We start from the raw sequence: 19,186 nt of genomic DNA on the forward strand, positions 1-19,186 counted from the left end.
CCCTCATCCCCTCCCCACCCCGCCCCAGCCCCCCGGCACCGCCAGTTCCGTCTCCAGTTGGCGGAGATGGGCGCGGACCGCCGGGGTCGGGCGCAGCGCGGCCAGCGCGCGCCAGATCTCCAGGTCGTCCTCGCCCCACGCGGCGTGGGCCCAGCCCGCGAGCAGGTCCGGGTCGCGCCGGGCCAGCAGCGCCGTGCGCAGCCCGTCGGCGAGCCGGCGCCGCAGCCGGACCACCGCCGGTGCCTGCGAGGCGGGCAGCAACGGGCCGACGTAGGCCGGCACCGCACCGGCCACCGCCCCCGTCTCCAGCCGACGCTCCACGACGGTGACGTCGGACTCGACTGCCGCCGTCAGCCGGTACGGGCGCGAGGCCAGCAGCCCCGGCCCCAGGATCCGGCGCAGCCGGGCCAGTTCGGCGCGCAGTGTCACCGGTGTCACCGACTCGTCCTCGTACAGCGCGCACAGCAGCTCGTCACCGCTCAGCCCCTCCGGATGCCGGGCCAGCAGCACCACGATCTCGCTGTGCCGCCGGCTGAGCCGCAGCGTCCGCCCGCGTACCCGCAACCGCGCCTCGTCCCGGCCCAGCGCCGACAACTCGGCCGTCCCGGCGGCCGGCCCCGGCGGCTGGAGCAGGGACAACTGGGACTCCGCCGCCCGGGCCACCGCCTGCACGAAGCCCAGACTGTGCGGATGCGCCAGGCCGTCCCCGCCGGTGATGTCGACCGCGCCGAGCACCCGCCCCGTCCGCGGATCGTGCACCGGTGCCGCCGCGCACGTCCACGGCTGCACCCGCCGGCTGAAGTGCTCGGCGGCGAACACCTGCACCGGCCGGTCGACGGCCACCGCCGTCCCCGGTGCGTTGGTGCCGACCGCGCTCTCCGCCCAGCGCGCGCCCGGGACGAAGTTCATCCGGTCCGCCCGCCGCCGCGTCACCGGGTGCCCCTCGACCCACAGCAGTCTGCCCTGCGCGTCGCACACCGCCAGCAGGTGTTCGCCGTCCGCCGCGAACGACCCCAGCAGTTCCCGGAACAGTGGCATCACCGCCGCCAGCGGATGCTCCGCGCGGTACGCACCGAGGTCCGTCCCGGACAGTTCCACGTCCGCCGTGCCGTCCGGCCCCACCCCGGCCCGCGCCGATCGCCGCCACGAGTCGGCCACCACGGACCGCACCGGCCGCGGCACCGTGCCGGCCTGCGTGAACGTCTCATGGGCCCGGCGCAGCGCCCGTACCCGCTCGACGGGGTCGGCACCCGGTTCCAGGGCCACCCAGGGATCGGTCAACTCGGCCTCCCGGAAGGCGATGCGCGGCGGTACGGCGTGGTGCGGGGAGACAACGGGACGGTGCGGCTGGGCACATCGTCACTCCCCGACCGGACGCCGACAACCGTTTCGACGCGCATCCCTTCGAACGGGCGGGATCCGGCCCCGCCGGGTGGACGCCGGGTGTCAGGCGTTGTTGACGAGTCTTATGTAGCGCCTCCAGTCCCAGTCGGGTCCGGGATCGGTGTGGTCGGTGCCGGGCACCTCGTAGTGCCCGATGATGTGCGAGCGGTCCTTCGGGATGCCGTACGCGTCGCACAGCGCGGCCGTGAGGCGGGCCGACTCCTCGTACAGCGCGTCGGTGAAGTACGCCGGCTGGTCCACCCAGCCCTCGTGCTCGATGCCGATGCTGCGTGTGTTGTAGTCCCAGTTCCCCGCGTGCCAGGCGATGTCGTGCTCCCGTACGCACTGCGCCACATGTCCGTCGGCGGACCGCACGACATAGTGCGCGGACACCTGCTTCTTCGGGTTCTGGAAGATCTTCAGTGTGTCGGCGTAGGTCTCCTGGGTCACATGGATGACGACGTGGTCGACCGGGTAACTCGTCGGGCGGCCGGACGCGGTGTAGTTGGAGGTGCTCGCGGGGGCCCATTCGGCGCCCGGGTAGTCGACCGCCCGGACGCGTGCGCCCGCCGGCGGCGCGGGGAGCAGCGGTTGGGCGACGGCGGCGAGCGCGGCGCTCTTCAGTAAGAGCCGCCTGCCCACGAGCGGAAGGCCTCGTTCCATGGTCGGGTCCCTTTCCGTGAGGGGCGAAGGATGCGGGAGCGAGACCCGCCCGACGGTTCCCTGCCGGGCCCGGGCGCCTCGCGTGGAATCACGGTACGGCGCTTCCCGGGAGGACGGAGGAACGGCACGGGAATCGGTGGACAACCCGCGAGTTGTGGATAACTCCGCCACTCACACGAGTGAACGAGACACCCGGCCGGCGCCTTTGGCGCGTGCCTACGCGCGTTCCGCCACCGCCGCGGGGTCGTCGAGGACCGCCCGGGCCACCGAGTGCGCCGCCCCCAGCAGGGGGCCTTGCGGGCCGAGCCGCGAGACGGTCACCGGGCACGCGGATCCCGCCGTGCGGCGGTTCAGTTCCCGCTCCAGCGAGGGCAGCAGCCAGGGCGCGAGATGGGACAGCGCACCGCCGAGCACGACCGTCCGCGGGTCGAGCAGATTGACCGCGCCGGTCAGCGCGATGCCGAGCGCGGTGCCCGCCCCGCGCAGCGCCCGCCGTACGGCGGCGTCCCCCGCGGCCGCACGCTCGCCCAGCAGCCCGACCCGGTCCTCCCGCGGCTCCAGTCCGGCCGCCCGCAGCACCGCCTCCTCACCCGCGTACTGCTCCAGACAGCCGCGCCCGCCGCACACACAGGCGGGGCCCTCCGGACGCACCGGCACATGCCCCAGCTCCCCGGCGAACCCGCGCGTCCCCCGCAGCAGCCGCCCGTCCACGACCACCGCGCCACCGATACCGATCTCGGCGGACACGTGCAGGAAGTCGCGGGGCGTGCCGTCCCCGAGCCAGAGTTCCGCGAGGCTGCCGAAGTTGGCCTCGTTGTCCACGGTCAGCGGCAGCCCGGCGGGCAGCAGCGGGCCGAGGTCGAGTTCCCGCCAGCCCAGGTTGGGGGCCCGCACGACGGTACGGGCATCGGGGGCGACCAGGCCCGGCACGGCGACCGCGAGTCCCGCCGCCCACAGCCCCTCCGTCTCGGCCTGCGCCACGACCTGCCGCACCAGCGCGGTCAGTTCGCCGAGCACCGGCTCCGCGGGACGGCCGCGGTTGGTGCCGTGACGTATCGCCCGGGCCCGTACCTCGCCGCGCAGGTCCACCGCGCACACCGCGAGGTGGTCGACACCTATCTCCGCGCCGATGCCGGCCGGACCGCGTCCGCTGACCGCCAGGGCGGAGCCCGGACGGCCCACCCGGCCGGGGCGTTCGGGCCCCAGCTCCTCCAGGAGCCCGGTCCTGATGAGCTCGTCGACGAGCGTGGACACGGCCGCGCGGGTCAGACCGATGCGCGAGGCGACGGCGGCGCGCGACAGCGGCCCCTCCGCGCCCACGGTGTGCATCACGCGCGCCAGATTGCGCCGGCGCATGCCCGCCTGCGTGTCCGGCAGCCGACGGCCGGGACTGCTCGGGTGGGCCTCGTGCAGCGGTGCGGTCATGCCTCCCTCGTCACTTCGTCGGTCTGCCGGTCACGCCCGGCCCCTCCTGCGCGCACCGCCGGTCCGACGGCGGGCGCCGCACGGCACGGCTGCCCGCCCGGACCGTACGGCGCCGGACGGGTCCGCGCCCCGGTCGCTCAGCGCGACTCCGTCTCCAGCAGCGGAGCCGCGTCGGAGAGTACCCCGGTGATCCGTTCCATCGTCGCCTCGTCCCGCTCCACGGACTCCAGCACGGGCCCCCGGGCGGTGTCCCAGCGCCGGGCTACGGCCGCCGGGTCCTCGCCGGTCAGCAGCCCGGCCGCCTGGGCGGCGGCACCGAGCGCCACCAGCTCCCTGGCCTCGGGCACCTGCACCGGACGGCCCGACAGCCGGCGTACCGTCTGCTGCCAGGCCGCGCCCCGGGCGCCGCCGCCGATGAGGAGCAGCGGTGCGTCGCGGTCCGCGTCGTCGTCCAGGACCAGGTCCAGCGCGCCGAGCAGCGCGTGGACGGCGCCGTCGTAGGCCGCCTGGAGCAGCTGCCCGGGTGTCGTGTCGTGCCGCAGCCCGTGCAGCAGCCCGGAGGCGTGGGGGAGCGCGGGGGTGCGCTCGCCGTCCAGGTAGGGCAGCAGGGTGACGCCGGTGCCGGGTTCGACGGCTTCGCGGTCCAGGCCGAGCAGGGCCGCGATCCGGTCCACGGCGAGGGTGCAGTTCAGCGTGCAGGCCAGCGGCAGCCAGTCGCCGCGGGCGTCGGCGAACCCCGCCACCGTGCCGGTGGGGTCGGCCGGGCGGCGCGTCGAGACGGCGTACACGGTCCCGGAGGTGCCCAGGCTCAGCACCGGGGTGCCGGGCCGCAGGCCGAGGCCCAGTGCGGCCGCCGCGTTGTCGCCGGTGCCGCAGGCCACCAGGGTGCCCTTGGCGAACGGCAGGTCATGGCCGTCGCGCACGGTGCCGGCCACCTCTCCGGGACGCACCACGCGGGGCAGCAGCGCCGGATCGAGCCCCACGCGCGCGAGGATCTCCTCGTCGTAGCCCTCCGTCGCCGACGCCCACCAGCCCGTTCCCGAGGCGTCACCGCGGTCGGTGGTGCCCTCGCCCGTGAGGCGCTCGGTGAGGTAGTCGTGCGGCAGCCGCACGGCCGCGGTGGCGGCGGCCGCCTCCGGCTCGTGTTCCGCGAGCCAGGCCCACTTGGTGACGGTGAACGAGGCGCCGGGCACGCTGCCCGTGCGCTCGGCCCAGGCCTTGGGGCCGCCGAGCTCCTCCACCAGGCGGCGTGCCTGGGCCGCCGAGCGCACGTCGTTCCACAGCAGCGCCGGACGCACCGGCTCGCCCTGGGCGTCCAGCGTCACCAGGCCGTGCTGCTGCCCGCCGATCGACACGGCGGCGGCCTCGCGGGCCGCGTCCCCGCACTGGCGCAGCGCCTCGCCCAGCGCCTCCCACCACTGGCGCGGGTCGCTCTCACGGCCCGCACCGGAGGAGACGGTGTGCGGCGCCTGGCCGCTCGCCACCACCCGTCCGGTCGACGCGTCGACGACCAGCGCCTTGGTGGACTGGGTGGATGTGTCCACACCGACGACGAGCGGTCCCTCGGCTGCTGACATCGGGCTCTCCCTCTTCCCGCGGCTCGCGGGATCCGACCTGACCTGACCTGGCTGTCAAGGTGCCCCGGACCGGTGTCGGCCCGGGGGATGTCCGGCGTCTCCGGACCCCTGTACCGGAGACGGCACCCCCGGGTGTCTTCCCAGAGCTGCGATCGCATACTAATTTGTAAAGCGCCATGACGAATAGTCCCAGCAAGCAAGGAGCCGTGGCATGAACTACCAGCCCACCCCCGAGGACAGGTTCACCTTCGGCCTGTGGACCGTCGGCTGGCAGGGACGGGACCCCTTCGGGGACGCGACCCGCCGCGCCCTGGACCCGGTCGAGTCCGTGCAGCGCCTCGCCGAGCTCGGGGCCCACGGAGTCACCTTCCACGACGACGACCTCATCCCCTTCGGATCGAGCGACACCGAGCGCGAGTCCCACATCAAGCGCTTCCGGCAGGCTCTGGACGCCACCGGCATGAAGGTGCCGATGGCCACCACCAACCTCTTCACGCACCCCGTCTTCAAGGACGGCGCGTTCACCGCCAACGACCGGGACGTGCGCCGCTACGCCCTGCGCAAGACGATCCGCAACATCGACCTGGCGGCCGAACTGGGCGCGAAGACCTACGTGGCCTGGGGCGGCCGCGAGGGCGCCGAGTCGGGCGCCGCCAAGGACGTGCGCGCCGCACTCGACCGCATGAAGGAGGCGTTCGACCTCCTCGGTGAGTACGTCGTCTCCCAGGGCTACGACCTCCGCTTCGCCATCGAGCCCAAGCCGAACGAGCCCCGCGGCGACATCCTGCTGCCCACGGTCGGCCACGCCCTGGCGTTCATCGAGCGCCTGGAGCGCCCGGAGATGTACGGCGTCAACCCCGAGGTCGGCCACGAGCAGATGGCCGGCCTGAACTTCCCGCACGGCATTGCCCAGGCCCTGTGGGCGGGCAAGCTCTTCCACATCGACCTCAACGGCCAGTCCGGCATCAAGTACGACCAGGACCTGCGTTTCGGCGCCGGTGACCTGCGTGCCGCCTTCTGGCTCGTCGACCTCCTGGAGAGCGCCGGTTACGACGGCCCGCGGCACTTCGACTTCAAGCCGCCGCGGACCGAGGACCTCGACGGGGTGTGGGCGTCCGCCGCCGGCTGCATGCGCAACTACCTGATCCTCAAGGACCGCGCGGCCGCCTTCCGCGCCGACCCGGAGGTCCAGGAGGCCCTGCGCGCCTCGCGTCTCGACGAGCTGACGCAGCAGACCGCGGCCGACGGCCTCCAGGCGCTGCTCGCCGACCGGACCGCCTTCGAGGAGTTCGACGTGGAGGCGGCCGCCGCACGCGGCATGGCCTTCGAGCGTCTCGACCAGCTGGCCATGGACCACCTGCTGGGTGCGCGCGGCTGACCGCGCACGCCCGGGGAGCGGGGCGGGCCGACGCACGGGGTGCGTCGGACCGCCCCGGCCCGTGTCCGGACCGGCGCACGACGGGGTGAGCGGCGTGCGTATCAGGGGAGACTGAGGGATGCGGCTCAGGGATGTCTCAGGGGTGCGATCAGGGACGTGTCAGGGTCGCGGAAGGAACCGGACGAGGCCCGCGCCCGTTCTTCGGACAGAGAGCTGGAGCAGACATCCGAAGGCAGCTCCGGACAGGAAGTCCGGACGCGGTCCTCAAGGACAGGAAGCGGCGGCTGCCGTGCAGGAGGCGACACATGTCGAGAAACGCGAAGATCGCCGTGGGCGGGGTGCTCGTCGGCCTCATCCTGTGGATCTGGCTGCCCTGGTGGGCCGCCCTGCTGATCGTCCTGGGCATACCGGCGGCCGCGTACCTGGCCCTGGACCCCTCGCAGCGCCGCCGGCTGCGCCGCGTGACGCGCAAGGAACTCGGACGCTGACGGACATCCGGTGACGGCCGGCACGGGACCCGTGCCGGCGCCCGGCGTCCCGGGGCGGTTGTGGGCCGGGGCCCCGGTGTGGGGACCGTGACCGCGCGCCCGGCGTTCAGACCGGGCGGACAGCCATCTTGTCCAAAGCCTCCAGCAGGTGCGGCAGTTCGGGGCCGCGTCCCACGGGGAGCACCTCTCCGGGCTCGTCGTCCAGCAGCAGGAACGCCATGTCGTCCGTGCGGGCGACCAGGGACCATCCCGGACCGTCGGCGCGCAGGGTACGCGCGTCGTCGGACGCGAAGGAGGACCGGACCCGGCCCAGCGGCGGGGGAGTGTCCACATAGGCACGCGCCTCGGCGAGGACACGGCGGATCTCACGGGACCTGCTCCCCGGGGCCGCCCGCTCCTCGCTCCCGGCGGAGGCTTCGGCGCCGGCGTCACCGTGCACGCTCTCGGCCTCGGTCACGGCTGTACCGGGAGGCGTGGCCTCTTCGGCGCCGGGTGTTTCCCCGGTCGTCCCGGAGTCGTCCGCCGCGGCGTGCGCGTCCGGCTGTGCGGAGAAGGTCTCGTCGATCTGCGCGCGCCAGGCCGCCCACTGCAACGCGATCTCGTCGGCCCCGAGCCGGCGCTGCGCGGGACCCCAGGTGGTGGTGTCCGGCGGGACCAGCGGTGCCCGGTCCGTGAGCTCGGGCGGCGGATCGTGCGGCGCTGGCACGCCCGGTGCGGCCACGGCGACCGCGAGGGGCCAGCCGGGCAGCGCGGTGACGACCGACCGCTCGTCGGGCGACAGGTCGTACTCCATCCCGCAGTCCCAGGAGGAGATGGCGACAGCGACCAGCGACACGTCGTCGACGACGACCGTCCACCGTGCGCCCTCACTGTCCTGACCGAGCACGAGACCGTACCCGTCGACGAGGGGCGCCAGTTCCAGCGCCGCGCAGGCCGCCGGATAGTCGTCGCCCAGCACACTGGGAAAGTTCGCAGGCGTCAACAGGATCGCTGTGAGCACATACAGCGCATCGTCCTCGACAGTCACGACGTCCTCTTCCGTCCCGGCCATTGCCCTCCTCCTCTCCGCTCGCCCCTCGGCGCACCGCGCACCCTAATGCGCCCCTGACCCGGTTGTCACGACTGCGAAGCGCGCCCGGACTCGCGCGGGCACCGCCGTCCCGGTCCTGGTCAGTCCTCGCGCACGGCCAGCGCCAGGAATCGCGCGTCCTCGTCGACGTACGACGTCATGCGCCAGCCGGAACCCCGGAGAAGGGGCCCCAGATTGGCCTCGGCACGCAGATCCCCGGGCGTGATCCGGCGGCCCTGCCGCGCGGCGAGGGCCGCCCGGCCGATCGGATGGAAGAGCGCGAGGACGCCACCGGACCGCACCACACGCGCCAACTCCCGAAGGTTTCCAGCCGGATCCGGCAGATGTGCGACAAGGCCCGCGGCGAACACGGCGTCGAACGAGGCGTCACGCAACGGCAGCCGTGCCACGTCGGCGAGCAACAGCCTCCCCGCCCGGTCCCGCCCCGCCCGTACGGCGGCCTCGAGCATGGCCGGGGTCAGGTCGGCGCCCACCACCGTCCCCGTCTCACCCACCGCCGCCCTCAGCGGTGGCAGGGCCCGCCCCGTGCCGCATCCGGCGTCCAGCACCCGGTCACCGGCCCGCAGACCCAGGCCGGCCACGGCGGCGGCGTACGCGGGACCGTCGTCCGGGAACCGGAGGTCCCAGTCGGCGGCCCGAGCGGTGAAGAACTCCCTTACACGTGTGTGGTCGTCACTCATGCACGGCATGATTCCGCACGGAGGAGCGGCCCGCCGCTCGTGCCCGCCCCGCCCGCGGCCCCGCCGCCCTCCACGGCCCGGCCACCCGCCGCCGTCGGTCCTCGGTCATCTTCCGCGCCGTGCCCCGCATCCGCTTGCCCGCGCGCCACCCGTGGGGAAGGCTGACCGAACGGACCCCGGAGAGGGGGAGCCCGACGGGGGGAGCGTTCCATGGCGTACGACAAGAGGCTCGGCTGGCTGCTCGACGACCTGACCCAACGCGTCGAACACGTGCGCCACGCACTGGTGCTGTCCAACGACGGGCTGGTGACCAGCACGAGCACGGGGTTACGACGGGAGGACGCCGAGCACTTGGCGGCGGTCTCCTCGGGGTTGCACAGTCTGGCCAAGGGATCCGGCCGGCACTTCGGTGCGGGCGGTGTCCGGCAGACCGTGATCGAGTTCGACGACGCCGTCCTGTTCGTGACCTCGGCCGGCGAAAGCAGCTGCCTGTGCGTCCTGAGCGCCGCCGAGGCCGACGTCGGCCGCCTCGCCTACGAGGTGGCGCTGCTCGTCAACCGCGTCGGCGAACACCTCGGCGTCGACACCCGAGGGCCCGAGCGCCCGCCCGGCACCGGCTACTGAGCGCGCCCCGACGTCGTCTGACGGCCGCCACCGCTACGCCTCTGACCTGCGGAAACAATGCGCATGGCCGAGTTATCCACAGGCTCGCTCGGCGATCCGCGAACCCGGATACGGTTTTTCCCGAAGCGAGCGCACACCGGCGCGAGCAACGGCTCCACGGGGGAGAACCACCATGTCCGGCAAGACCATGACGCTCAACGACCCGCCCGCGTCCGTCTCACACGTGCACCCGGAACAGGCACATCCCGCACCACTGGGCAGCACCGTGACGTTCGCCCGGGCCGCGCGGGAACTGCAGCTGCGGCGCGGCGAGTTCGACCTGGCCGTACAGCTCGGACGCATCCGCACCGCGCCCGACGAGGGCAACGGGGGCGAGGACCGCCGGGTGCCCCGGGAGGAGATCGAGAGGCTGCGCGTCGAACCGGGCTTTCCCGAGGCGCTGCGGGAACGCGTACGCACCGTCGGCACCCGTGAGGGCGCCGAAATGATGGGAGTGACGGCGACGCGGTTCACCCGGTTCGCCCGGCTGGGCCTGTTCGTCCCGGTGACGTTCTACCTCAACCGCTACCGGGCCGTGGTCTGGCTGTACCTGGCCGAGGAGATCCGGCGGTTCGCCGCGGACGAGGCCCACGCCCGGCTGCTGACCGGCCGCACCCCGGAAGGACTGCGCGACCAGCTGGCGGCCGGCCTGGACCTGCGGCCCCGCAACTGGCGCGGCAGGCACCTCGGATTCCTGCTGCGCCGGACCGGGAACCCGTGGACGCGGGCGGGCGCGATGGCCTCCCTGCTCGATCCCCTTCTCGTGGCGGAGCTGGTGCCGGACCCCTACGAACGGGCGCACCTCAATCGCCACCGGCCCGACCGGTCCGCCCCCGTCGTCGCGGAGTCGCCGGCGGCCCGCATCACCGCGGACGTCATGACCGCCGGAGACCCCGACGAGATCGACTGGCTCCGGGCCTGCCTGGAACAGGAGCTCGCCGCGGCGCGGCGCCACCGGCCCGCCCCGCGTCCCACACCGCCACTGCCGCCCGGCGCGCCACCGGGAGCCCGGCACGGGCGGCGTCCGGACGACCCGGAGCGGGCGCGACGGCGGCTGCTGCGCTGGCCGGGGCGCGGCCGCGCCCGTCCCGGCGGGACGGTGCCCCGGGGGAGGGAACAGAGCGGCACACCGGCTACAACGCCCTGAAGAGACCCTCCTGGACCACCGACACCAGCATCCGCCCCTGACGGTCGTAGATGCGCCCGCGGGCCAGTCCCCGACCGCCCACCGCGATCGGCGACTCCTGGTCGTAGAGGAACCACTCGTCCGCGCGGAAGGGACGGTGGAACCACATGGCGTGGTCCAGCGACGCCATGTCGAAGCCGCGTGGCCCCCACAGCGGTTCGACGGGCAGGCGGACGGCGTCCAGCAGCGTCATGTCGCTCGCGTACGTCAGCGCGCAGGTGTGCACGAGGGGGTCCTCACCCAGCGGTCCGACGGCCCGCATCCACACCGCGCTACGCGGTTCGGCGTCCTTGACCTCCTCGGACGTCCAGCGCAGCCGGTCCACGTAGCGGATGTCGAACGGCTGCCGCCGGGCCATGCGCTCCAGCGTCTCGGGCACCGCGCCGAGGTGCTCCCTGACCTCCTGCGACACCGTCGGCAGCGACTCGGGGTCCGGGACCTCGCGCGCCGGAGGCAGCTGGTGCTCGAAACTCCCCTGTTCCGGCTTGTGGAAGGAGGCGGTCAGCGTGAAGATCGTGCGGCCCTGCTGCACGGCCGTGACCCGGCGGGTCGTGAAGGACCGCCCGTCACGGGAACGTTCGACCTGGTACACGATCGGCACCCCGGGAATCCCAGGGCGCAGGAAGTACGCATGCAGCGAATGCACCGGGCGCTCGCCGTCGGTGGTGCGGCCCGCCGCGACCAGCGCCTGGCCGGCCACCTGGCCGCCGAACACCCGCTGCAAGGACTCCTGGGGGCTGCGACCGCGGAAGATGTTGACCTCGATCTGCTCCAGATCGAGCAGGTCGACGAGTCGTTCCGCCGGGTTCGTGGTCATGGAACGCGCCTTTCCGTGCTCACAGCTGGCCGACGTCGGTGACCCGGATGACGGCGCGGCCCTCGGCGTCCGAGGCCGTCAGGTCGACCTCCGCGCTGATGCCCCAGTCGTGGTCGCCGTTGGGGTCGGCGAAGGCCTGGCGGACCCGCCAGATCCCGGCACCCGGGTCCTCCTCGATCATCAGCAGACGGGGGCCGCGGGCATCGGGACCGGTGCCCAGCTCCTCGTACTCGTCCCAGTACTTGTCCATCGCCTCGCCCCAGGCGTCCGCGTCCCAGCCGGCCTCGGCGTCCATCTCGCCCAGTTCCTCGACCTGGTCCAGCGCGGCCAGTTCGACCCGGCGGAACATGGCGTTGCGGACGAGCACCCGGAAGGCGCGGGCGTTGGCGGTGACCGGCTTGACCTGGTCCGCCTTCTCCTGGGCCTGCTCGGCGGTCATCTCCTCGGGGTTGGCGAGCTGCTCCCACTCGTCCAGCAGACTGGAGTCGACCTGACGCACCATCTCGCCCAGCCAGGCGATCAGATCCTCGAGGTCGTCGGACTTCAGATCGTCGGGGACGGTGTGGTCGAGGGCCTTGAAGGCGCTGGCCAGATAGCGCAGCACGATGCCCTCGGTGCGGGCGAGTTCGTACAACGACACGAACTCCGTGAAGGAGAGGGCCCGCTCGAACATGTCCCGGACGACGGACTTCGGCGACAGCGGATGGTCGCCCACCCACGGGTGGCTCTTGCGGTACGTGTGGTAGGCGTGGAAGAGCAGCTCCTCCAACGGCTTGGGGTACGTCACGTCCTGGAGCCGCTCCATCCGCTCCTCGTACTCGACGCCGTCCGCCTTCATCGCCGCCACGGCCTCGCCGCGCGCCTTGTTCTGCTGGGCGGCGAGGATCTGCCGCGGGTCGTCCAGGGTGGACTCCACGACGGAGACCATGTCGAGCGCGTAGGACGGCGACTCGGGGTCCAGCAGTTCGAAGGCGGCGAGCGCGAACGTCGACAGCGGCTGGTTGAGCGCGAAATCCTGCTGGAGGTCGACCGTCAGCCGCACGATCCGTCCGGTGGGGTCCGGCTCGTCGAGCTTCTCGACGATGCCGCCGTCCAGCAGCGACCGGTAGATGGCGATGGCCCGCCGGATGTGCCGCAACTGCTGCTTGCGCGGCTCGTGGTTGTCCTCCAGCAGATGACGCATCGCCTCGAACGCGTTACCGGGACGGGCGATCACCGACAGCAGCATCGTGTGCGTCACCCGGAAGCGGGAGGTGAGCGGCTCCGGCTGCGAGTCGATGAGCTTCTCGAAGGTCTGCTCGGTCCAGCTGACAAACCCCTCGGGCGCCTTCTTGCGCACCACCTTGCGGCGCTTCTTCGGATCGTCACCGGCCTTGGCGAGCGCCTTCTCGTTCTCGATGACGTGCTCGGGCGCCTGCGCGACGACGAAGCCGGCCGTGTCGTACCCCGCCCGCCCCGCGCGGCCCGCGATCTGGTGGAACTCACGTGCGCGCAGGGTCCGCACCCGGCTGCCGTCGTACTTCGTCAGCGCCGTGAACAGCACGGTACGGATGGGCACGTTGACGCCCACGCCCAGGGTGTCGGTGCCGCAGATGACCTTCAGCAGACCGGCCTGGGCGAGCTTCTCCACGAGCCGCCGGTACTTGGGCAGCATGCCGGCGTGGTGCACACCGATGCCGTGGCGTACATAGCGGGAGAGGTTGCGGCCGAACTTGGTGGTGAAGCGGAAGCTGCCGATCAGCTCGGCGATCTGCTCCTTCTCCTCCCGGGTGCACATGTTGATGCTCATCAGCGCCTGCGCCCGCTCCACGGCCTGCGCCTGGGTGAAGTGGACGATGTACACCGGCGCCTGGCGGCCGGCCAGCAGATCGGTGAGCGTCTCGGTCAGCGGGGTGTAGCGGTACTCGTACGACAGCGGCACCGGGCGGGTCGCCGAACGGACCACTGCGGTGGGGCGGCCGGTGCGGCGGGTGAGGTCCTTCTCGAAGAAGGAGACGTCGCCGAGCGTCGCCGACATCAGGACGAACTGGGCCTGCGGCAGCTCCAGGATCGGGATCTGCCAGGCCCAGCCGCGGTCGCCCTCCGCGTAGAAGTGGAACTCGTCCATCACCACCTGACCGACGTCCGCCTGCCGGCCGTCGCGCAGCGCGATGGACGCCAGCACCTCGGCCGTGCAGCAGATGACGGGGGCGTCGGCGTTGACGGAGGCGTCGCCGGTGAGCATGCCGACGTTCTCGGTGCCGAACAGCTTGCACAGCTCGAAGAACTTCTCCGACACCAGCGCCTTGATCGGCGCGGTGTAGAACGTGACCTGGTCCTTGGCGAGCGCCGCGAAGTGCGCCCCCGCTGCGATCATGCTCTTGCCCGAGCCCGTCGGGGTGGAGACGATCACGTTCGCACCCGAGACCACCTCGATCAGCGCCTCCTCCTGGTGCGGGTAGAGGGTCAGACCCCGTTCCCCGACCCACGACTCGAAGGCTTCGTAGAGGGCATCGGGGTCGGCGGTCCGCGGGAGCTGATCGATAAGGGTCACGCCCTCCATCTTGCCTGCCGACGGCGCCGTAGGGGGAATCGGCTGCGGGCTCGAAGATCGCAAACGCTACGCTGTGGCGCCGGCAGGTGTCGGCGCACACGCACAACTGGGCAACGGCGAACGAGAAATGGGGCGGGACGCGGCCATGATGGGACCAGCGCACTCACTGTCGGGGGCGGCGGCCTGGCTCGGCGTCGGCGCGGCGACGGCCGCCACCGGGCATCCGATGCCCTGGCCGGTGTTGCTGGTCGGTGCCCTGATCTGCGCGGGTGCCGCACTGGCCCCCGATCTGGACCACAAGGCGGCCACCATCTCGAGGGCCTTCGGCCCTCTGTCCCGCTGGCTGTGCGAAATCGTCGACACGCTGTCCCACACCGTCTACCAGGGCACGAGGAAGAAGGGCGACCCGAGGCGCTCGGGCGGTCACCGCACGTTGACGCACACCTGGCTCTGGGCCGTGCTGATCGGCGGCGGCACCTCCGTCCTCGCCATCACGGGCGGCCGCTGGGCCGTGCTGGGCATCCTCTTTGTGCACATGGTGCTGGCCATCGAGGGCCTGCTGTGGCGGGCGGCGCGCGGGTCCAGCAGCGATGTCCTGGTGTGGCTGCTGGCCGCGACGAGCGCGTGGATCCTCGCGGGGATCCTCGACGAGCCGGGCAAGGGCTCGGACTGGCTGTTCACGGCGCCGGGCCAGGAGTACCTGTGGCTGGGACTGCCGATCGTGCTCGGCGCGCTGGTCCATGACATCGGGGACGCCCTGACGGTCTCCGGCTGCCCGATCCTGTGGCCGATACCGGTGGGCCGCAAGCGCTGGTACCCGGTGGGTCCGCCGAAGGCGATGCGGTTCCGTGCGGGCAGCTGGGTGGAGCTGAAGGTGCTCATGCCGGCGTTCATGGTGCTCGGCGGGGTCGGCGGCGCGGCGGCACTCAACTACATCTGACCCCTGGCCCGCATCTGCCCCCGGCCACGGGCCACCGTCAGGCATACGGGGCGGAGTCCTCGTCGACGACGTGCACCGCCGCCTCCTCCGCGGACGCCGCGGCACCGTCGATGCCGACGTCCGTGGCGATCAGCCCGCTCTCCCCGTCCTCGTGCGCGCCTTCGTCGGGCGCCACCAGGCGGCCGGAACGGGATGTGCCCACCTCGTGGTCGACGGGCTCGCCGTCGCTGTCCGGTGCGTCACCGATACCGTCGCCGTCCACCGGCACCGGGTCGGGCAGCTCCTCGGCCAGCCGCTGCTCCAGCGTCTCGCCCCGTCGGCGCTCCGCCGCTGTCACTCCTGGGTGCTCCACCGCCCAGGGACGCTCCGGGGGCGACCAGCCCCGGTCCAGCGGATCGTCCACTCCGTCGGTCTCCAGGGTGTCCTCGACGTCGAGGAGTCCCGAGTCCTCCTGGATCTCGGATCCGTCGGGCTGGTAGACGTCGTCCCCCCATCCGTCGGCGCTGGACACGGGTACCTCCAAGGGGAGGGCAGCACGCCCGGGCCGCCCGGTGCGGCCGGAGGAGCGCACGTGCCCGGCACGGGCCAGGACGCCGGTGACCGTACGGCTGCGGCGCCCCCGCGACCCGTGACACCTTCCAGCGTTCCACCCCGGCTCGACCCGGCGCAAACGGCCGGTTCGGCGGAGCTGCCGCGAGCCCCGGCGGCGTCACGTGGCGCCGAGTGACACCACATGGCGCCATCTGGCACCGCATGATGCCATCCGGTGCCAGATGGTGCCATGTCGTGGTGTCGCCGGTGCGCGGCGGTCGATGGTGTCAGCCTGGCTCAGGCTGAATTTTTCCATGTATCCGCAGGTCGGGGCCGTCGATGGGGAGGGTGTGGCGCATCGGGTGCCACTCGGGCTTGCGTATGGCGCCAAAGTGGTGCCATCATGGCGTCATGGACCTCACTCCCTACGTCGACACTCTCCGCCGTGAACTCGCGGTGGCCGCCGAGGCCGGCGGCGAAGACGCCCGCGAGCTGGCCGAGCGGCTCACCGCTCCTCTGGAGTCGGCGACCCGTCTGACCATGCTCAACGTACTCTCGGCCGCGATGGACGAGATCACGCGGGAGCTCGCCCCCGGCTCGGTCGACGTACGGCTGCGCGGACTGGACCCCGACTTCGTGGTCACGCCACCGCCCGTCGACATCATCGCCGCGGAGTCGGCCGTCACCCACGCCGAACCGCTCAAGGCGCCGACGCCCGTGGAAGGGGACGAGGGCGGCACCGCCCGCGTCAACCTGCGCCTGCCGGCCCACCTCAAGGCGCGTGCCGAGGAGGCCGCGACCCGCGAGGGGCTGTCGGTCAACGCCTGGCTGGTCCGGGCCGTGTCGGCGGCGGTCGACGGTGGCGCGCGGCCGCGTACGACGGAGGGGACCCACATCGTCGGACAGAGCTTCACGGGCTGGGTGCGCTAGCCGCAGCCGCTCGCACCACAGGAAAAGCGCGACACCCACATCACGTCCCACCAGCGGGACGACCCGAGGAACCAAGAGGACGGAACAGCCATGCCTTCTTTCGACACCCCCGAGCCCGTCGCCGTCACCGCCCACGTGGGCGCCGGATCCATCCGGTTCGCCGCGGGCGACCGTTCCGAGACGGTCGTCGAGGTACTGCCCCGCGACCCGAAGCGGGAGAAGGACGCGAAGGCCGCCGAGCAGACCGAGGTCACCTACACGAACGGCACGCTGACCGTCAGGACGAAGGAGCGCCGCGTGATCGGGCCTTCCGGCCTCGTGGACGTGACGGTCGAACTGCCCGCGGGCTCCCGCGTCGACGCCACCGGCTCCTGGACCCAGGTGATCGGCGAGGGCCGGCTCGGCGAGGTTCGGGTGAAGACCTCGGGCGGCGACGTACGGCTCGACACGACGGGGCCCCTGCGGCTGACCGTTGCCCACGGATCGATCACCGTGGAACGGGCCGTGGGTGCGGTCGAGATCACCGCCAGCCACGGCAGCGTACGCGTCGGCACCCTCGAGGGTTCCGCCGTCCTGAAGAACTCGCACGGCAGCACCGCCGTCGGTGCGGCCCTCGGTGACCTGCGGGTGAGTGGCGCCAACGGCGACATCGACATCGCGCGGGCCGAGGGCTCGGTCATCGCGACCACCGCGCACGGCACCCTGCGCGTCGCCGATGTCGCCCGCGGCACCGTCCAGATGGAGACCTCCTACGGTGCCATAGAGGTCGGCATCCGTGAGGGCACGGCCGCCTGGATCGACGCGAGCTCCGGTTCCGGCCAGGTGCGCAACACGCTCACCGCCTCCGACGCTCCGGCGGAGACCGAGGACACCGTCAAGGTCCGCGCCCGGACCCGGCACGGCAACATCAACGTGCTGCGTGCCCGGGCCTGAGCGCCTGTTCCGCAGCCCCGCCTCGCACCTCCACCTGGCGCACGCGACCGCTCACCGCCCGACCGTTACCGCTCGCCCGCCACCCCGCCCGCCAGTTGCCCCAGCCTTCGAAAGGGAGGACTCCATGGCTTCTTCTGTCATGCCCACGTCCAATCGACCGGACGGTCCCCAGCCGGCCGCCGCCGTCTCCACCGTCGGTCTGCGGAAGTCGTACGGCGACAAGACCGTGCTCGACGGAATCGATCTGCGCATCCCGGCCGGGTCCGTCTTCGCTCTGCTCGGCCCCAACGGCGCCGGCAAGACGACCACCGTGCAGATCCTCTCCACGCTGATCGCCGCGGATGGAGGACAGGCCCAGGTCGCGGGGCACGACGTCGCCACGTCACCGGACGGGGTGCGCGCCGCGATAGGTGTCACGGGGCAGTTCGCCGCGCTCGACGACCTGCTCACCGCCGAGGAGAACCTGCTCCTGATGGCCGACCTGCTGCGCCTCGGCAGGCGTGAAGGGCGCACCCGCGTGGGGGAGTTGCTCCAGCGGTTCGGCATCGCGGACGTCGCGCACAAGCGGGCCGCGACCTTCTCCGGCGGTATGCGGCGCCGCCTCGACCTGGCGATGACGCTGGTCGGGGACCCGCAGGTGATCTTCCTGGACGAGCCGACGACCGGGCTCGATCCGCGCAGCCGGCGCACCATGTGGGACACGGTGCGCTCGCTGGTCGCGGGCGGTACCACGGTCTTCCTCACCACTCAGTACCTGGAAGAGGCCGACCAGTTGGCCGACCGGATCGCCGTGCTGGACGGCGGCCGGATCGTCGCCGAGGGCACCGCCGACGAACTCAAGGCACAGATCCCCGGCAGCCATGTACGGCTGCGGTTCAACGACCTCGCTGAGTACGAGCGCGCCACCGCCGTCTTCCCCGGCGCGGCCCGCGACGACGAGAACCTCGCCCTGCGCGTGGCCGGCGACAGCGGGCTCGACGCGCTGCGCGCCCTCCTCGACCGGCTCGACGCCGCCGGAGTACGCGCCGCCGACTTCTCCGTGCACACCCCCGACCTCGACGACGTGTTCCTCGCCCTCACCGGTGACGGCACCACCGGGACGGGCACCGATGCCACCACTCCGACTTCCGCGAAGGAGACCTCGCGATGAGCACCCTCGGCCACGCCGCGCACGACTCGATGACGATGCTGCGGCGCAACCTGAAGCACGCGATCCGCTACCCGGCCGTCGGATTCGGCAGCGCCATGACACCCATCCTGATGCTGCTGCTGTTCGTGTACGCCTTCGGCGACTCCCTCGGCGCGGGAATGGGCGGCGGCAGGGGCGCGTATCTCGACTATCTGACGCCCGGCATCATCGTGATGGGCGTGGCCGCCGGCTCGATGTCGACCTCGATCGCGGTCTGCTCCGACATGACCGAGGGCATCATCAACCGCTTCCGCACCATGAACATCACACGCTCGTCGTTCATGACAGGACACGTCCTCGGCAGTGTGCTGCAGACGATGATGTGCCTCGTCCTGGTCGTGGGCGTCGCACTCGCCGTCGGCTTCCGGTCCGACGCGAGCCTGCTCGAGTGGCTGGCCGCCGCCGGCCTCCTCGCGGCCATCGCGTTCGCGGTGACGTGGCTGTCGGCGGCGCTCGGCCTGATCTCCAAGACCGTCGAGTCGGCGAGCAACAAGCCGCTGCTGGTCCAGTTCCTCCCGTTCCTCGGCTCAGCGTTCGTGCCGGCCGACTCGATGTCGCCGGGGCTGCGCTGGTTCGCCGAGAACCAGCCCTTCACGCCGATGACCGAGACGCTGCGCGGGCTGCTCTCCGGCACGGCGATCGGCGACAACGGCTGGATATCCCTCGCCTGGTGCGCCGGCATCGCCCTGGTCGGCTACGTGTGGTGCCGCTCCCTGTTCAACAGCACCACCACGCGTTGAGAGGTCCGTGCCGTCGCTCCGGACCGCCGCGCACCGCCCC

General features: G+C 72.5%; 18 protein-coding genes. 9 read left to right on the forward strand and 9 right to left on the reverse strand.

The window, feature by feature from the left end; genetic code table 11:
* Positions 1–3 precede the first annotated feature (3 nt).
* From IO29_RS06730 to xylB, 4 genes are all read right to left on the reverse strand, one after another.
* Positions 4–1,281, reverse strand: coding sequence for a GAF domain-containing protein (locus IO29_RS06730; protein WP_030377772.1), 1,278 nt, complete (start codon positions 1,279–1,281; stop codon positions 4–6).
* A gap of 165 nt (positions 1,282–1,446) precedes the next feature.
* Positions 1,447–2,046, reverse strand: coding sequence for an N-acetylmuramoyl-L-alanine amidase (locus IO29_RS06735; RefSeq protein WP_030377773.1), 600 nt, complete (start codon positions 2,044–2,046; stop codon positions 1,447–1,449).
* A 216-nt stretch (positions 2,047–2,262) separates the two neighbouring features.
* Complete coding sequence (locus IO29_RS06740) at positions 2,263–3,471, reverse strand: ROK family transcriptional regulator (RefSeq protein WP_030377774.1); 1,209 nt, start codon at positions 3,469–3,471, stop codon at positions 2,263–2,265.
* 137 nt (positions 3,472–3,608) lie between these two features.
* Positions 3,609–5,048 (reverse strand): xylulokinase, encoded by a 1,440-nt coding sequence (gene xylB / locus IO29_RS06745; protein WP_030377775.1) that lies wholly within the window; start codon positions 5,046–5,048, stop codon positions 3,609–3,611.
* Between the two features lie 211 nt (positions 5,049–5,259).
* On the opposite strand from xylB, the gene xylA reads away from it, so the two are divergent.
* Positions 5,260–6,426 (forward strand): xylose isomerase, encoded by a 1,167-nt coding sequence (gene xylA / locus IO29_RS06750; RefSeq protein WP_030377776.1) that lies wholly within the window; start codon positions 5,260–5,262, stop codon positions 6,424–6,426.
* A gap of 305 nt (positions 6,427–6,731) precedes the next feature.
* Positions 6,732–6,914 (forward strand): hypothetical protein, encoded by a 183-nt coding sequence (locus tag IO29_RS06755; RefSeq protein ID WP_030377777.1) that lies wholly within the window; start codon positions 6,732–6,734, stop codon positions 6,912–6,914.
* A 106-nt stretch (positions 6,915–7,020) separates the two neighbouring features.
* On the opposite strand, the gene IO29_RS06760 is transcribed toward IO29_RS06755, so the two are convergent.
* Together IO29_RS06760 and IO29_RS06765 are read right to left on the reverse strand one after the other, a co-directional pair.
* Positions 7,021–7,965, reverse strand: a complete 945-nt coding sequence (locus IO29_RS06760) for a hypothetical protein (RefSeq protein WP_030377778.1) — start codon at positions 7,963–7,965, stop codon at positions 7,021–7,023.
* A 119-nt stretch (positions 7,966–8,084) separates the two neighbouring features.
* Complete coding sequence (locus IO29_RS06765) at positions 8,085–8,684, reverse strand: class I SAM-dependent methyltransferase (RefSeq protein ID WP_030377779.1); 600 nt, start codon at positions 8,682–8,684, stop codon at positions 8,085–8,087.
* A 210-nt stretch (positions 8,685–8,894) separates the two neighbouring features.
* Here IO29_RS06765 and IO29_RS06770 point away from each other — a divergent pair, with 210 nt between their 5' ends.
* Together IO29_RS06770 and IO29_RS06775 are read left to right on the forward strand one after the other, a co-directional pair.
* Complete coding sequence (locus IO29_RS06770) at positions 8,895–9,308, forward strand: roadblock/LC7 domain-containing protein (protein ID WP_030377780.1); 414 nt, start codon at positions 8,895–8,897, stop codon at positions 9,306–9,308.
* A gap of 172 nt (positions 9,309–9,480) precedes the next feature.
* Positions 9,481–10,494, forward strand: a complete 1,014-nt coding sequence (locus IO29_RS06775) for a DUF6397 family protein (RefSeq protein ID WP_234307395.1) — start codon at positions 9,481–9,483, stop codon at positions 10,492–10,494.
* On the opposite strand, the gene IO29_RS06780 is transcribed toward IO29_RS06775, so the two are convergent.
* Both IO29_RS06780 and IO29_RS06785 read right to left on the reverse strand, forming a co-directional pair.
* The gene (locus tag IO29_RS06780) at positions 10,481–11,350 is read right to left on the reverse strand and encodes an acyl-CoA thioesterase (protein WP_030377782.1); all 870 of its coding nucleotides are present in this window, start codon (positions 11,348–11,350) and stop codon (positions 10,481–10,483) included. The two genes, IO29_RS06775 and IO29_RS06780, sit on opposite strands and share 14 nt — an antisense overlap.
* 19 nt (positions 11,351–11,369) lie before the next feature.
* On the reverse strand, positions 11,370–13,883 hold the full coding sequence (locus tag IO29_RS06785; protein WP_030377783.1) for a DEAD/DEAH box helicase: 2,514 nt from the start codon (positions 13,881–13,883) through the stop codon (positions 11,370–11,372).
* Between the two features lie 145 nt (positions 13,884–14,028).
* On the opposite strand from IO29_RS06785, the gene IO29_RS06790 reads away from it, so the two are divergent.
* Positions 14,029–14,823, forward strand: coding sequence for a metal-dependent hydrolase (locus IO29_RS06790; protein ID WP_030377784.1), 795 nt, complete (start codon positions 14,029–14,031; stop codon positions 14,821–14,823).
* A 37-nt stretch (positions 14,824–14,860) separates the two neighbouring features.
* Here IO29_RS06790 and IO29_RS06795 read toward each other — a convergent pair whose 3' ends face one another.
* Positions 14,861–15,334 carry a DUF5709 domain-containing protein gene (locus tag IO29_RS06795; protein WP_030377785.1) on the reverse strand — a complete coding sequence of 158 codons (474 nt, stop codon included), beginning with the start codon at positions 15,332–15,334 and terminating at the stop codon, positions 14,861–14,863.
* Between the two features lie 431 nt (positions 15,335–15,765).
* Here IO29_RS06795 and IO29_RS06800 point away from each other — a divergent pair, with 431 nt between their 5' ends.
* The 4 genes from IO29_RS06800 to IO29_RS06815 all read left to right on the forward strand — a co-directional run bounded on the left by IO29_RS06800 (position 15,766) and on the right by IO29_RS06815 (position 19,146).
* Entirely contained in the window at positions 15,766–16,284 is a 519-nt protein-coding gene (locus IO29_RS06800) for a toxin-antitoxin system HicB family antitoxin (protein WP_030377786.1), read from the forward strand.
* A gap of 90 nt (positions 16,285–16,374) precedes the next feature.
* Complete coding sequence (locus IO29_RS06805; protein WP_030377787.1) at positions 16,375–17,217, forward strand: DUF4097 family beta strand repeat-containing protein; 843 nt, start codon at positions 16,375–16,377, stop codon at positions 17,215–17,217.
* 139 nt (positions 17,218–17,356) lie between these two features.
* Complete coding sequence (locus tag IO29_RS06810; protein WP_051707348.1) at positions 17,357–18,367, forward strand: ATP-binding cassette domain-containing protein; 1,011 nt, start codon at positions 17,357–17,359, stop codon at positions 18,365–18,367.
* The gene (locus IO29_RS06815; protein WP_030377789.1) at positions 18,364–19,146 is read left to right on the forward strand and encodes an ABC transporter permease; all 783 of its coding nucleotides are present in this window, start codon (positions 18,364–18,366) and stop codon (positions 19,144–19,146) included. Before IO29_RS06810 ends, IO29_RS06815 begins: the two co-directional genes overlap by 4 nt.
* The last annotated feature ends 40 nt before the right edge of the window (positions 19,147–19,186 follow it).

The organism is Streptomyces sp. NRRL F-6676 (genome assembly GCF_000725625.1).
Lineage (GTDB): Bacteria > Actinomycetota > Actinomycetes > Streptomycetales > Streptomycetaceae > Streptomyces.